The organism is Pseudomonas sediminis (assembly GCF_039555755.1).
In the GTDB taxonomy this organism is placed as follows: domain Bacteria; phylum Pseudomonadota; class Gammaproteobacteria; order Pseudomonadales; family Pseudomonadaceae; genus Aquipseudomonas; species Aquipseudomonas mendocina_D.
In genome coordinates, this window is the sequence record NZ_CP154631.1 from 1 (window position 1) to 14,272 (window position 14,272).

The 14,272-nt window shown below is 63.6% G+C and carries 14 protein-coding genes and 1 pseudogene; 4 read left to right on the top strand and 11 right to left on the bottom strand.

What is annotated here, in order from left to right; genetic code table 11:
* Window positions 1-36: 36 nt before the first annotated feature.
* A pseudogene (locus tag AAEQ75_RS00005) lies at window positions 37-1,772 on the top strand (S8/S53 family peptidase).
* 7 nt (window positions 1,773-1,779) lie between these two features.
* Here the strand turns inward: AAEQ75_RS00005 and AAEQ75_RS00010 are convergent.
* The 4 genes from AAEQ75_RS00010 to AAEQ75_RS00025 form a co-directional block, all read right to left on the bottom strand.
* A complete protein-coding gene (locus AAEQ75_RS00010) occupies window positions 1,780-2,103 on the bottom strand; it encodes a low molecular weight protein tyrosine phosphatase family protein (protein WP_343350478.1) in 324 nt (107 codons plus the stop codon).
* Window positions 2,100-2,630 carry a GNAT family N-acetyltransferase gene (locus tag AAEQ75_RS00015; protein WP_343350479.1) on the bottom strand — a complete coding sequence of 177 codons (531 nt, stop codon included), beginning with the start codon at window positions 2,628-2,630 and terminating at the stop codon, window positions 2,100-2,102. Before AAEQ75_RS00015 ends, AAEQ75_RS00010 begins: the two co-directional genes overlap by 4 nt.
* Before the next feature lie 64 nt (window positions 2,631-2,694).
* Window positions 2,695-3,264 carry a DUF1285 domain-containing protein gene (locus tag AAEQ75_RS00020; protein WP_074675208.1) on the bottom strand — a complete coding sequence of 190 codons (570 nt, stop codon included), beginning with the start codon at window positions 3,262-3,264 and terminating at the stop codon, window positions 2,695-2,697.
* A 262-nt stretch (window positions 3,265-3,526) separates the two neighbouring features.
* The gene (locus AAEQ75_RS00025; protein ID WP_343350480.1) at window positions 3,527-4,129 is read right to left on the bottom strand and encodes a DUF4823 domain-containing protein; all 603 of its coding nucleotides are present in this window, start codon (window positions 4,127-4,129) and stop codon (window positions 3,527-3,529) included.
* A gap of 316 nt (window positions 4,130-4,445) precedes the next feature.
* Between AAEQ75_RS00025 and AAEQ75_RS00030 the strand changes: the two genes are divergently transcribed.
* The gene (locus AAEQ75_RS00030; RefSeq protein ID WP_343350481.1) at window positions 4,446-5,522 is read left to right on the top strand and encodes an ArsO family NAD(P)H-dependent flavin-containing monooxygenase; all 1,077 of its coding nucleotides are present in this window, start codon (window positions 4,446-4,448) and stop codon (window positions 5,520-5,522) included.
* 24 nt (window positions 5,523-5,546) lie between these two features.
* Here the strand turns inward: AAEQ75_RS00030 and arsJ are convergent, their stop codons facing one another.
* The 5 genes from arsJ to AAEQ75_RS00055 form a co-directional block, all read right to left on the bottom strand.
* Window positions 5,547-6,776, bottom strand: coding sequence for an organoarsenical effux MFS transporter ArsJ (gene arsJ / locus AAEQ75_RS00035; RefSeq protein ID WP_343350482.1), 1,230 nt, complete (start codon window positions 6,774-6,776; stop codon window positions 5,547-5,549).
* 118 nt (window positions 6,777-6,894) lie between these two features.
* Complete coding sequence (locus AAEQ75_RS00040; protein ID WP_343350483.1) at window positions 6,895-7,899, bottom strand: ArsJ-associated glyceraldehyde-3-phosphate dehydrogenase; 1,005 nt, start codon at window positions 7,897-7,899, stop codon at window positions 6,895-6,897.
* Window positions 7,900-7,912: 13 nt separating this feature from the next.
* Window positions 7,913-8,413 carry a cyclin-dependent kinase inhibitor 3 family protein gene (locus AAEQ75_RS00045; RefSeq protein WP_343350484.1) on the bottom strand — a complete coding sequence of 167 codons (501 nt, stop codon included), beginning with the start codon at window positions 8,411-8,413 and terminating at the stop codon, window positions 7,913-7,915.
* 18 nt (window positions 8,414-8,431) lie between these two features.
* The gene (arsH, locus tag AAEQ75_RS00050) at window positions 8,432-9,145 is read right to left on the bottom strand and encodes an arsenical resistance protein ArsH (RefSeq protein ID WP_430523433.1); all 714 of its coding nucleotides are present in this window, start codon (window positions 9,143-9,145) and stop codon (window positions 8,432-8,434) included.
* Between the two features lie 50 nt (window positions 9,146-9,195).
* Window positions 9,196-9,972: a metalloregulator ArsR/SmtB family transcription factor gene (locus tag AAEQ75_RS00055; protein WP_343350486.1), complete on the bottom strand. Its 777-nt coding sequence runs from the start codon at window positions 9,970-9,972 to the stop codon at window positions 9,196-9,198.
* Window positions 9,973-10,078: 106 nt separating this feature from the next.
* Here AAEQ75_RS00055 and arsB point away from each other — a divergent pair, with 106 nt between their 5' ends.
* Window positions 10,079-11,149 carry an ACR3 family arsenite efflux transporter gene (arsB, locus tag AAEQ75_RS00060; protein ID WP_343350487.1) on the top strand — a complete coding sequence of 357 codons (1,071 nt, stop codon included), beginning with the start codon at window positions 10,079-10,081 and terminating at the stop codon, window positions 11,147-11,149.
* Window positions 11,150-11,334: 185 nt separating this feature from the next.
* Here arsB and AAEQ75_RS00065 read toward each other — a convergent pair whose 3' ends face one another.
* Both AAEQ75_RS00065 and AAEQ75_RS00070 read right to left on the bottom strand, forming a co-directional pair.
* Window positions 11,335-12,303, bottom strand: a complete 969-nt coding sequence (locus AAEQ75_RS00065) for a GTP 3',8-cyclase MoaA (protein ID WP_343350488.1) — start codon at window positions 12,301-12,303, stop codon at window positions 11,335-11,337.
* 79 nt (window positions 12,304-12,382) lie between these two features.
* Window positions 12,383-13,006, bottom strand: coding sequence for a TetR/AcrR family transcriptional regulator (locus tag AAEQ75_RS00070; protein ID WP_003461933.1), 624 nt, complete (start codon window positions 13,004-13,006; stop codon window positions 12,383-12,385).
* A gap of 75 nt (window positions 13,007-13,081) precedes the next feature.
* On the opposite strand from AAEQ75_RS00070, the gene AAEQ75_RS00075 reads away from it, so the two are divergent.
* The gene (locus AAEQ75_RS00075; protein WP_343350489.1) at window positions 13,082-14,215 is read left to right on the top strand and encodes an aminotransferase class V-fold PLP-dependent enzyme; all 1,134 of its coding nucleotides are present in this window, start codon (window positions 13,082-13,084) and stop codon (window positions 14,213-14,215) included.
* The last annotated feature ends 57 nt before the right edge of the window (window positions 14,216-14,272 follow it).

Consider the following 14,272-nt stretch of genomic DNA (forward strand, 5'->3'; position numbering starts at 1 on the left):
ATGCTGCCCAACCGCGTTCTTCTGTCCGCTCTCGTCATGGCTGTGCTCAGCCCGCTTGCCGACGCCCAGGAAGCTTTGCGCATCCAGAGTCTGCAACGCTGTGGCGATCTGCTTGCCAGTGAACGGCAGCAATGGTGCATGCAGGTGCGTGGCCTAGGCGAGAAGTTGCCCAAGCTGCATCTCGGCGACGACACCCTGCCCGCCTCGGCGGTGCAACGCAGCGGCGACACCCTGCGCCTGCAGCTCAACAGCAACGAACATCGCAGCGCACCGCTGTGGCTGGAAGACGGCTCGCGCGCCAGCAACCCGGTGTGGCTGTCGCTGCATCGCAGCCACGTGCTCGCCGCCGGCCCGGATGAAGTGGCGAAGAACATGGATGGCCTGACCACCTATGTCGATCTGGTCAGCCTGCTGATCGAGGAGAGCCACGACGGTCTCGACGAGGCCAAGCGTCTGGCGAAGAAATACGACGCCGAGGTGGTCGGCGTCATCCCGCCCCTGAACGTCTACCAGTTGCGCCTGCCGGTGCAGAACCTGACCGAGCGCGATGCGCTGGTGCTGCGCATCGGCAATGAAACCAGCGTCGATGCCGTGGTCGTGGAGGAAAGCGCGCCGGAGCGCGGTGAGGAAAGCGAGGCCGCGCGCAAGCCGGCACACAAACCGGAGAAGAACTCCGAGGAATGGGCGGCCAACCGCTTCATGGATGCGGTGAACTATTACCAGCGGCGCATTCCGGCGGGCGATACACCCATCGAAGCCGAGCCGATCCGCATCGGCGTGATCGAGCGCAACGTCGACTTCGACGCCCCGACTTCGCCGATTACCTCGGTGCCTGCCCCGACGGCCAGCCGCGCACCTGTGTCTATGCTCGTGACGCCGACGAGCCGGACAACCACGGCAGCACCGTGGCCGGCATCCTCGCCGCGCACTGGGACAAGGGCGGCAACACCGGTTTCCTGCGCGGGCTGGACAAGGCCAGCCAGGGCTTCGAGGTGATAGTCGAGCGCAACTCGGATGCCGGCATCACCGCCAATATCGCCGCGTCGGTCAACCTGGTGGAAGACGGCGTGCGCGTGCTCAACTGGAGCTGGGGCATTCACCGCGTCGGTACGCGCAACGTCGAAGGCGACGAGATCGACTCGCTGGTGCGCTCCGGCATCGCCATGAGCGGCTACGAGGAACTGCTGGAAGAATTCTTCCTGTGGCTGCGTGAGGAACACCCGGACGTGCTGGTGATCAACTCCGCCGGCAATGGCTCGTCCTACTCAGGCAGGGACGAGTACCGCCTGCCCTCCTCCTTCATCACCGAGCAACTGCTGGTGGTCGGTGGGCATCAGCGCAGCAAGAAGGACGAGGTTGAAATCGACGACCCGAGCTACGCGGTCAAACGCAACTCGTCGAACGTCGACATGCGCGTCGACATCACCGCCGCCGCCTGTGCCCGCGCCTCCACCCGTGAAGTCGACGCAACCGGCGAGGTGCATTGCGGCACCTCCTACGCCACGCCGCTGGTAACTGGCGTGGTCGCCGCCATGCTGTCGATCAATCCGCGCCTGCAACCGGAACAGGTGCGCATGCTGTTGCGCCGCAGCGCCATGACCATTGGCGGTGATTACGACTTCGAACCGATGGACGCCGAAGACCTGACCGCGCCGATCCTGCCGTCCGAGCGCAACTACCAAATAAGCAACAAGGACGTGGGCCGCTCGGCGCGGCTGGACATGCAGAAGGCGCTGGACCTGGCGGTACAGAGCCGGGATCGGGTGCGCTGAGCCAGGCTCAACGCAACAGAGCGGGCACCTTGCGCTGCAACAGGCTGACCAACTCCGGCTGCATGTAGCCGTAGTCATCGGGAATATCCAGGCAGATCACCCGCTTGCCTGCCAGTACCGCCCGGTACTGGCGCGTCAGCTTGCTGCGCTGGTTCTTCTCCATCACGAAAATCAGGGTCGCCCAGTCGAGCTGTTCTGCCGAAACACGAACCTCGGCGTCAGGGGCGAGCCCGGCTGAGTCGGTCTCGACGCCTGGCCACTGCGCGAATACCCGCTCGGCTGTCGGGCTGCGCAAACGATTGCGACTGCAGATGAACAGAGCGCGGATCACTCGCCGGAAACCCGCTCATAAAGCTCGACCGGCTCCAGCTTGCCCTGGCAACCGCACTGGCTGTGGCCCAGGCCCAGATGGCGGAACCCGGCCTTGAACAGTACACGGCCGGATTGCGGATTGCGCGCCAGATGGCTGGCGTGCAGGCGACGCAGACGCAGTTGCTGGAAGGCGAAATACACCAGGGCATTGCAGGCTTCGCTGGCGTAGCCACGGCTCCAGTAGGGCACGCCGATCCAGTAGCCCACCTCGGCCTCGCCTCGATTGATGTCCTTGAGCGCCATGCTGCCGACCAGCTTGCCGCTGTCCGACTCGGTGATGATGAAGTTGGCCGCCGCACCGCTGGCCCAATCCTGCGCGCAGCGTTCGATCCACTGCTGCGCCAGCGCGGGCGGATAGGGATGGGGAATGCTGCGGGTGACATCGGCGATGCGAAAATCACCGGCCAGGCGCTGTATCTCGTCGGCATCCTGCGGCTGCGGCGGGCGCAGCGTCAGGCGTTCGGTTTCGATGCGATGCTCATCCATTTGCGTCTCCTGTCAAACCCGTTGGGTGCGCTGCGCGTACCGGCGTTGCTCCCGAATTGCCCGCTCAGACCGGGGACGGCCCGATGGGATAGAACTCCCCGGCACTCCACACGCCCAACCAGGGCTCTCCGCCTATTTCGCGCTCCACCGCCAGTTCTACCAACTGGTAGAACACGTTGCGGTGAATCAGCGCCTCGAGGTTACGCCGCACCAGAATGTAGGGCGAGGGTTCGAGTGTCGCAGGATCGATCTCCACCCGAATCGGGTGTTCGACGCCGGCCACGACTTCGTCCTCGACATTGGTGGTAAAGCGCAGCACCTGCGCTTCGCCCTCACCTTCCACCTGCAGGGTCACGGCAACGAAGGGCGCATCCTCGACCTGGATGCCGACCTTCTCCACCGGGGTGATCAGGAAATAGTCCTCGCCGTCACGGCGGATGATGGTGGAAAACAGCCGCACCATGGGTTTGCGGCCGATGGGCGTACCCTGGTAATACCAGGTGCCATCGCGGGCGATGCGCATGTCGATATCGCCACAGAAATCGGGGTTCCACAGGTGCACGGGGGGCAGGCCCTTGCCTTCGCCCTTGGGGATCTGCGCCAGCAGGTCGCCGGCCTTGCCTGGATCGCTCATGCTCTCTCCTCGTCCATTGCTGCGAACCGAAGAGGATACACCGTGGCAGCTGTCGCGGCTAAAGCCCCTCCCACGAAGGTAGCGCGCGGATTGTGCCCTTTAAAGACGGTCTGAAATAGTCGTCATTCCCACGAAGGTGGGACAGCGGTTTCATCGCTGAACAGCGCTTGCGCTGGCCCGGAGGGGAATCATTCAGAGGCCACGAAAGTCCCAGACTCCCGCCTTCGCGGGAGTGACGGTAAATAGTTTTTTCAGGGCATCCTTAACGCCCGACACCGATCAGGCTGCGCGCGTAATCATGCAGCGGCGGGCCGATCAGGTCCTGCGGTCGGGCATCGTAGAACGTCAGGAATCCGCCACGGCTGCGAATCCGCGCGGTGTCCACCAGGTAGCGAGTGTTGGTTTCGATCAGCATCAGCTGAATCGATGCCCGGTCGGCGCCGAGACGATCCAGTGCTTCCTGATCTTCCCACTCCTCCAGGGTGCCGATACGGTCGTCGCTGTAGGCGAAACGGGCGTACAGCAGGTAGTGCGCGCCAGCAGCACGGGCTTCGGCCATGGCTTCGTCAAGACCTGCCGGCTGACGCGCGCGGCGCACCAGCGGGAAGTATTCGACGAAGCCCTTGAAGGCCTCCTCGGCCACCACATTGGGCCGCGGGTAGCCGTGGCCTGGCGGCACGAAGTGGCCTTGGGCGATGTAGATGAAGGAGTCCTGCTGCAGGCGCCGCGAAGCCATGCGCTCGGTGCGGCCATGGTCGAGAAAACCGGCATCGCGCAGGTGGTACTCGGCGCCACTGGCCAGATCGCTGACCTTCATGCAGCCAGCCAGCCCCAGCAGCGCCACCAGTAGAAGCAGGTTACGCATGAATCCATCCTCCTTATGCCGGTGACGGAAAACCGGCGGATAGCGCATAGATGCAGATTCTGCGCCAGCCTCATTCACGATGGTGTTACCAACGCCTGATGCCGGCTCATCTGCGCTGGATACTTCAGCGTCTCACCGAGGTCAGGGCACTGCTCAATGCCATGGCCCCGCGGTGCTCACCCCGCGCGCTGACAGCCGCATTTTGCCGCTGCTCGCTAACCTTCCCTCAACCAATGGCAGCAGACTTGTCGCACATCACCGTCCCAGGCCTGCATGGCGATAGACTCTCCCTTCCAAATAGCGCAGGAGCCCACAGATGACCGTTCAATCTGAAGCCATGCACGACGTGGTCATCATCGGTGGCGGCCAGGCCGCTCTGGCGACCGCGTACTTCCTGCGTCGCACCGGTTTGTCATTGGTGATGCTCGATGCCGAGGATGGGCCCGGCGGCGCCTGGCGTCACGGCTGGAATTCCTTGCGACTGTTCTCCCCGGCGACCTGGAGTTCGATCCCCGGCTGGATGATGCCGCCGGTTGAGGATGGCTACCCCACGCGCGATCACGTCGTCGATTACCTTACGCGCTACGAGCAACGCTACCAGTTTGCGGTGCAGCGCCCCGTGCGGGTCACTTCGGTGGAGCGCCTGGCGGGGGCGCTGCGCGTGTATGCCGAGCAGGGGTATTGGGACGCCAGGGCGGTGGTCAGCGCCACCGGTACCTGGAGCCATCCGCACATCCCTCACTATCCTGGCAGCGAGCTCTTTGGCGGCCAACAGTTGCACTCGGCCCACTATGTCGAGGCGCAGCCGTTCGCAGGTAAACGGGTGCTGGTGGTGGGCGCTGGCAACTCCGGGGCGCAGATCCTAGCAGAGGTTTCCAAAGTGGCCGACGCCACCTGGGTGACGCCCACCGAGCCGCTGTTTCTGCCCGATGATGTCGATGGTCGCGTGCTGTTCGAACGCGCCACCGAGCGCTGGAAAGCCCAGCAGGAAGGTCGCGTCATCGACCAGCCGGTGGGCGGGCTCGGCGATGTGGTGATGGTGCCGCCCGTGGTCGAGGCGCGGGAGCGCGGCGTGCTGCACGCGGTACGCCCCTTTCAACGTTTCACCCGCGATGGCGTGGTCTGGTCCGATGGCACGCAGAGCGAGGTGGATGCGGTGATCTGGTGTACCGGTTTCAAACCTGCGCTGGAACACCTGGCCAGCCTGGGGCTGATCACCGATGAAGGGCGAATCGAGGTCGACGGTACGCGCGCCATCCACGAACCCAGGCTATGGCTGGTGGGCTACGGCGAATGGACCGGCTCGGCCTCGGCCACCCTGATCGGGGTGACTCGCACCGCGCGCAGCACTGCCGCCGAGATCGAGCAGTTCCTGAGCACAACGCAGACCTGAAAGCCTCCGCTCCGAACGGCTGGGTCAGGCCTGCCGAGCGGACTCGCGATGTCTGGGCAAGGCGATGGAAATCAGCGCGGCGGCCAGCACGAACACGCTGGACACCCACAGACAGGCCTCCAGCCCATGGGCCTGGAAGACCCAGCCCGAAAGCAGCGTGCCGATCAGCCGCCCCAGCGCGTTGGACATGTAGTAGAAGCCCACGTCCAGCGATACGCCGTCCTCCTTGGCGTAGCTGACGATCAAGTAGCTGTGCAGCGAGGAATTCACCGCGAACAGCACGCCGAACAGCATCAGCCCGCCGAGCAAGACCACCTGCGCCGACCAGCCAGTGCCCAGCCCCAAGGCAATCAGCGCCGGCAGACCGGCCAGCAGTGCGGCCCAGACGAAAGCCGCGCGGCCGTCCGGCACATGCCCGCTTTGCTTGCCGGTGATGCGCGGGGCAAGCGATTGCACGATGCCGTAGCCGATCACCCAGGCCGCGAGAAAGCCACCGACCAGCCAGAAGTCCCAGCCGAACACGGTGCTCAGGTACACCGGCAGCGCCACCACGAACCAGACGTCGCGCGCACCGAAGAGAAACAGCCGGGCCGCCGAAAGAATGTTGATCGCCCGGCTCTTGGAGAGCATGTCGCGAAATTTCGGCTTGGCCTTGGCCTTGCCCAGGTCCTTCTTCAGCAATACCAGGCTGGCCAGCCAGATCAGCGCCAGTGCAGCGGCCATCGCCAGCACTGCGCCGGCAAAGCCAAGCACGGCGAGCAGCGCACCACCGAGGAAGAAGCCGACGCCCTTGAGCGCATTCTTCGAACCGGTGAGGATGGCCACCCACTTGTACAGCGTGCCCTGCTGACTGTCCGGCACCAGGAGCTTGATCGAGCTCTTGGCGCTCATCTTGTTCAGATCCTTGGCGATACCGGACAGCGCCTGGGCGCCCATGACCCAGGGCACCGTCAACCAGGCAGCCGGCACGGTGAGCATCAACAACGCCAGCACCTGCAAGCCGAGGCCGATGTTCATGGTGCGGTTGAGGCCCAGACGTGCGCCGAGGTAGCCACCCACCAGGTTGGTGACCACGCCGAAGATCTCGTAGAACAGAAACAGCGCGGCGATCTGCAGCGGCGTGTAGCCGAGGCTGTGAAAATGCAGCACCACCAGCATGCGCAGTGCGCCGTCGGTGAGGGTAAAGGCCCAGTAGTTGCCGGTTACCAAGAGGTACTGGCGGATCTCGGGGGAAAGTCGTGCGAGGGCGTGCATATCGATTCTACTCGGGGAGGTAGGTGCGATCAGGTGGGAGGGCTGGGCGGCATTCCGTTTTAGCCGCGACCTGCAGCGCTCCGGTCGCGGCTAAAGCCCCTCCCACACATCATCGATGTCAGCCGGCCTGGCCGACCATCCGCGCCAGCTCCACCACACGGTTGGCATAGCCCCATTCGTTGTCATACCAGGCATAGATCTTCACCTGAGTGCCGGCCACCACCATGGTCGACAGCGCATCGACGATGGACGAGCGCGGATCGGTACGGTAGTCGATGGACACCAGCGGGCGCTCCTCGTAACCAAGGATGTTCTTCAGCGGGCCATCGGCGGCCGCCTTGAGCAGCGCATTGACCTCCTCGGCGGTGGTGGCGCGCTCGACCTCGAACACGCAGTCGGTCAGCGAGGCGTTGGCCAGCGGCACGCGCACGGCATGGCCGTTCAACTTGCCGCGCAGCTCCGGGAAGATCTCGGCAATCGCCGTAGCAGAACCGGTGGTGGTCGGAATCAGGCTCATACCCGAGGCACGGGCGCGACGCAGATCCTTGTGCGGTTGGTCGAGGATGCTCTGGGTGTTGGTCAGGTCGTGGATGGTGGTGATCGAGCCGTGGCGAATGCCCAGCGCCTCGTGGATCACCTTGACCACCGGCGCCAGACAGTTGGTGGTGCAGGAGGCCGCAGTGACGATGCGGTGCTGCGCCGGGTCGAACAGGTGCTGGTTGACGCCCATCACCACGTTCAGCGCGCCCTGCTCCTTGACCGGCGCGCAGACCACCACGCGCCCCACGCCCTGGTCCAGATAGCCCTGCAGCACGGCGACCGTCTTCATCTTGCCGCTGGCCTCGAGCACCAGGTCGCAGCCACTCCAGTCGGTGTCGGAAATGGCCTTGTTGGCAGTCACCGCGATGCGCTTGCCGTCGATCAGCACGCAGTCGCCGTCGCTGCTCGCCTCATGCTGCCAGCGGCCATGCACCGAGTCGAAGTTGAGCAGGTGCGCGTGGGTAGCAGCGTCGCCTGCCGGGTCGTTGATCTGCACGAACGCCAGTTCGGGCCAGTTCCAGGCGGCACGCAGAGCCAGACGGCCGATGCGGCCAAAACCGTTGATGCCTACTTTGATGGTCATTTCGATGCCTCTGTCAGTGGGTCGTGTCGAACTGGTTGATCCAGTTGACGTGGGCGGGATGCTGGATGGCCTTGGGCCGCAGCGCCTGCACCAGGGCAATGGCCTCACTACGCGCGATGCCGGCTTCGATGAGGATGCGCGCAGCGATCAGGCCGGTACGCCCGGAGCCGCCCTTGCAGTGAATGGCCAGCGAGCGGCCTGCACGCAGGTGCTCGACGATCACCTGGCGGGACGCCCGCCAGCCCTCGCCGAAATCCTCCAGCGGCACCTGTTCGTCGGCCACCGGCAGGTGATACCAGGCCAGGTCCAGGGCCTGGCACTGCTGGGCGATCCGTTCGGCGCCGTTGGCGGAAAGCTCGTTGTAGGGCATCAGCGTGATCACACCCGCAGCACCGGCCTGTTTGAGCGCCAGCAGCGCATCTTCGAGCGTGGTTTCGCGGGTGCCAGGGCACGGTGTGAAGATCAGCGTGCCGGCCAGGCCGGGCACGTGCAGTACATCGTATGGATGAGTCATGGCGGGCAGTTCCTTCGCTCAGATGGCGCGCTGATTGACGCGTTTGGACAGTTCTTCGGCCGACTCCTTGCGCTCGGAGTAGCGATCGACCAGGTAGTCGGAGCGATCGCGCAGCAGCAGGGTGAACTTGACCAGTTCCTCCATCACGTCCACCAGGCGGTCGTAGAACGAGGACGGCTTCATCCGGCCCTCCGCATCGAACTCCATGAAGGCCTTGGGCACCGAGGACTGGTTGGGGATGGTGAACATGCGCATCCAGCGCCCCAGCACACGCAGTTGGTTGACCACGTTGAACGACTGCGAGCCGCCGCAGACCTGCATCACCGCCAGGGTCTTGCCCTGAGTCGGGCGGACCGCGCCCATGGCCAGCGGCACCCAGTCGATCTGCGCCTTGAACACGGCGGTCATCGCGCCGTGGCGCTCCGGGGAACACCACACCTGGCCTTCCGACCACTGCATCAGCTCGCGTAGCTCCTGCACCTTGGGATGGCTGTCCGGCGCATCGTCCGGCAACGGCAGGCCGCGCGGGTCGAAGATCCGCGTCTCGGCGCCGAAGTGCTGCAACAGACGCGCGGCCTCCTCGGTCAGCAGGCGGCTGAAGGACTTCTCGCGAGTGGAGCCGTACAGCAGCAGGATGCGCGGCGCGTGGGTCGAGGCCGATTCGATGATGAGCTTGTCCGCAGTCGGCAGATCGAGCAGTTGCAGCTCGGCGTTGGGCAGGTCGTCTTGCACGGTGTCGCTCCAGAAATGGGTCAGAACAGAATCTTTACGAGGCTCGCCTCTCAGTCACAGGCAGGCTTGCGCCCAGGGCGGTCACGCATCTGCCACAGGCGCTGCACATCCGGGCGCAGCCACTCGGCATTGCTGTCCAGGGTTCGCTTGAGCACATCCCTGACCCACTCGGGCAGGTGCGGATGCAGGCGGTAGTACACCCACTGCCCATTGCGCCGATCTTCCAGCAGACCGCTGCTGCGCAATAGCGCCAGGTGCCGGGAAATCTTCGGCTGAGCCTCTTCCAGCGCGGCGGTCAGCTCGCAGACGCACAGCTCCTGCTCGAGGGTAACGAGCATGGCGATACGTGCTCGCGTCTCATCGGCCAGGCACTTGAACAGTTCGGTGGGCGTCATGCCATCGTTGGCAGCAATGGCTGGCTTGCTCTTGATCAGCACGAACATCTTTATACGCTCGTGGATCTCGTGCAGGGTCTTGCGATAGGCGTCCTTCTGCGAGCTGGTCGCCGGATCTTCGAAATTCCAGGCGATGTATTCGCCAGTACCAGGCAGCGCCAGGCACTCCAGCGCAGACTTGTCACATAGCGTGATCACATAGTCGAAAGGCTCGCCCGCTACCTGCTCGACGGACTTGCTGAACAGCCCGGCGGTGGAAACGCCAAGGTGCTCCAGGGCATCGCGGGTGCGCGGATCGACCTCGGTGGGTGCGGTGCCTGCACTGAAGGCTTCGAAATGTTCGGAGTCGGTATGGCGCAGCAGCGCTTCGGCCATCTGCGAGCGCGACGAGTTGGCCACGCAGAGGAACAGGACACGCTTTTTCTGGCTCATGTTGATTTCCATCAAGGATGCACACGAGCGAATATATTATTTTTCAGATATACAGTAAATCGAATATATTTGAGCCATGCGCCCGTGACGAGGATAGGCAGCGAAGATGACAAATGCGTGCGACACCGCCCTGAAGCAATCCGCAGGCGCGCCCCTGGGTTTCTTCGAACGCTACCTGACTCTGTGGGTGTTCCTCTGTATCGCGGCCGGTACGGCACTCGGCCTGGCCGCTCCGCAGGCCGCCCAGGCGGTGGGCGCCATGGAGATTGCCCAGGTGAACATCCCGGTCGGCCTGCTGATCTGGGTGATGATCATCCCCATGCTGATGAAGATCGACTTCGGCTCACTGCATGAAGTACGCGGCCAGAAAGCCGGCATCGGCGTCACCCTGTTCGTCAACTGGGTGGTCAAGCCCTTCTCCATGGCCCTGATCGGCTGGCTGTTCATCAAGATCCTGTTCGCCGACTGGCTGCCGGCCGACCAGCTCGACAGCTACATGGCCGGGCTGATTCTGCTCGGCGCCGCACCCTGTACGGCGATGGTGTTCGTGTGGAGCAACCTGTGCAACGGCAACGCCAACTTCACCATCAGCCAAGTGGCGCTCAACGATCTGGTGATGGTGTTCGCCTTCGCCCCCATAGTCGCCCTGCTGCTCGGCGTATCGTCGATCCCGGTGCCGTGGGATACCCTGCTGCTGTCGGTGGTGATGTATATCGTCATCCCCCTGGCCATCGCCCAGGCGGTACGCGCCCACCTGCTCAAGCGCGGCAAGCCCGCCTTCGATGCGGCACTGGCGAAAATCTCCCCCTTCTCCATCATCGCCCTGCTGGCCACCCTGGTGCTGCTGTTCTCCTTTCAGGGCCAGGCCATCGTCGAACAACCGCTGGTGATCGGCATTCTGGCCATGCCTATCCTGCTGCAGACACTGTTCATCGCCGCGCTCGGTTACTGGCTCAACCGCTCACTGAAGGTACGCCATGACGTGGCCGGTCCCTCGACCATGATCGGCGCCTCCAACTTCTTCGAACTGGCCGTGGCGGTGGCCATCGTGCTCTATGGCTTCGACTCCGGCGCCGCGCTGGCTACCGTGGTCGGTGTGCTGATCGAGGTGCCGGTGATGCTCTGGCTGGTACGCATGGTCAACAAGAGTCGCAGTTGGTACGAGCGGGCCTTGTAGCTTGCAAGCGAGCACGATGCCTCTACGCCTGGCTAGACGCACAAGTGAACAACACAGTGAAGAAGACCGCGCCGCACCCGACCTGCACAAGCAGGCCGACGCCTGCTTTTCAGGGAGCAGCTCGGGCAGGCAGCAAGACTTGAAGGATTGCGCTACCCAATCGCTCCAGAACAGCGAGCAACGCGTCAGCCGCCGATGATCTTCATCACCGTCACGCCGCCGGAGAAGGCCAAGTCCTGCTTGTCACCCAGCGCCTTGACCAGTAGCCGCTGCAACGCCGGCAAAGCCTGGTGACGGGGTTTGTCCAACAGATCGCCAACGTAGTGGCGGTTGCTCGACGACAGGCAGCCGTGCAACCAACCGGTAGAGGACAGGCGCAGACGCGAGCAGGTACGGCAGAACGGCACGCTTTCGTTGGCGATCACGCCGAAATGACCGGCACCGGGAATGGCGTAGCGCATCGCCGTGGCGTCCACTGGTGCGCTGGCCTGAACGTACTGGTGGCGGCTGCCGATCAGCTCGAGCAGCTCGGGCAGACCGACGAATTGCTGGTTGAAGGCATTGGGGTCACGCGCCAGGTGGCCCATGCGCATCAGTTCGATGAAGCGCAGCTCGAAACCGCGTTCCAGGCAGTACTCCAGCAGCGGCAGTACCTGGTCGAGGTTCTGCCCGCGCAACGGCACCATGTTGACCTTGATCTTCATCCCGGCTTCGCGCGCCGCTTCCATGCCGGCCAGCACGGTGGCCAGGTCGCCACCACGGGCGATGCTGCGGAAGGCGTCGGCGTCGAGGGTATCGAGGGAAACATTGAGACGGCGGATACCGCATTCGACCAGCAGCGGTAGCTTGCGCTCGAGCAACTGGCCGTTGGTGGTCAGGCTGATATCGTCGAGACCGAGTTGGCTGACCTGGCGCAGGAAAGGCTCCAGGCGCGTGCTGACCAGCGGTTCACCACCGGTGATGCGCAGGCGCTCGATACCGGCTGCTTCGATCAGATAAGCCACGCCACGCGCCATGGCGTCGGCGGAGAGTTCGTCCTGAGCGGCGACCAGACGCTTGCCGTTCGGCACACAGTAGGTGCAGGCGTAGTTGCAGGCGGCGGTCAGGCTGACGCGGAGGTTGCGAAAGCGTCTGCCCTGGCGATCGACGATCATTGAGAGCTCCAGTTCGTTAAGAACCGGAGTATATCGCTATGTCAGCCACGGCACATTACCGTGGCCGACATGCCAGGCATCAGGCGTCGCGCTTGCGCTTGTTACCCATGCGTACGCCGATGTCCATGAGGAACTGGAAGAAGCCTTCCTGATCCTCGAGCACGTTGCTCCAGAACGGCGAGTGATACAGCGCCACAGCGCCGTGCACCAGGGCCCAGGCTGCGCAATAGTGGAAGTACGGCGGCACGTCTTCCAGCTTGCCTTCGGCGATGCGGCCCTTGATCAGCTGGGTCAGACGCTCGAAGTTGGAAGCCCGGATCTTGTGCAGCTGCTCGACCATTTCCGGCACTTGATTGCCCTTGACCACCTTCTCTTCCAGACGGTCGAACAGGCGATAGCGCTGCGGATCGCGCATGCGGAATTCGAAGTACGCACGCGACAGCGCTTCCTTGTCACGATCCACATCGGCCGAATGCAGCAGCTCGTTGAGATCGCGCTCGTAGTCGAGCATCAGGCGCAGGTAGATCTCCGCCTTGGACTTGAAGTGCTTGTAGATAGTGCCTTTGCCGATACCGACCGCATCAGCGATCATCTCGACGGTCACGCTGTCTTCTCCTTGTTCGAGGAAGAGTTTCAGCGCGGTATCGAGAATTTCTTGCTCGCGGCGACGGAATTCGCGGACCTTACGGGGTTCTTTCTGCATAAAGGGACTACGGGGTCAAAAATCGAAGCCGCTTATTATGCCCAAATGCGGCCAAATTGCACGGATCATCCGACCATGTACGTGTTTCATGATGAGTTCCCCCTGGAAAATGGGCTGCGCTATCTGAACCATGCGGCAGTCGCCCCCTGGCCAAAACGCAGTGCTGAAGCGGTTCGACGGTTCTCGGAAGCGAACGTGAGCAGCGGTGCACGTGACTATCCCGACTGGCTGAAACTTGAGCGTAGCCTACGCGAACGCCTTGTGCGCCTGATGAACGCTCCAAGCACCGGTGATATTGCACTGGTCAAGAATACCTCCGAGGCACTCTCCTTCGTGGCCTTCGGCCTGGACTGGCGAGCCGGTGACCAGGTGATCATCAGCGACGAGGAGTTTCCTTCCAACCGCATCGTCTGGCTGGCATTGGCCGCACAGGGCGTCGAGGTAGTCGAGGTCAACCTCAAGAGTGATGATCCGGAAGCGGCCTTGCTCACCGCCTTCACCCCGCGCACACGCCTGTTATCGATCAGTGCTGTGCAGTTCGCCAGCGGCCTGCGTCTGGATCTGCCGCGCCTAGGCCGCGGCTGCCGCCAGCATGGCGTGCTGTTCTGCATCGATGCCATCCAGCAACTGGGCGCCCTGCCCTTCGACGTCCAGGCCTACGACTGCGACTTCGCCATGGCCGACGGCCACAAATGGATGCTCGGCCCGGAGGGCCTGGGGGTGTTCTATTGCCGCAGTGCGGTACGCGACCAGCTGAAACTGCACGAGTACGGCTGGCACATGCTGGAGCACGCCGGCGATTACACCCGCCAGGACTGGCAACCGGCCCGCAGTGCGCGGCGCTTCGAATGCGGCAGCCCGAACATGCTCGGCGCCTTCGCCCTAGAGGCGAGTTTGTCGTTGCTCGAAGAAGTGGGTATGGAGCGGGTCGGCGCCTTGCTGGAGAAACGGGTGCAGCGCCTCGACGACGGTATTCGCGCATTACCCGGTGCGGTGATTCATAGCCCGCTCGACCCCGCGCGCCGTGCCGGCATCCTCAACTTCAGCCTGGCAGGCTGGAACAACCCCGCGCTTTATCAACGTCTGCGCGAGGAACAGGTGATCTGCGTGCAGCGCGGTCCAGGCGTACGCCTGTCGCCACATTTCTATACCAGCGAGCAGGTGATCGAAGAGACCTTGGGCCTGCTAACCCAGCTGGCAAAAGGGTGAGGACTCAGCAGCGTCCGCGGTATTCCAAATCCGTTTAAAAAACTCAGGCTTTGGCCT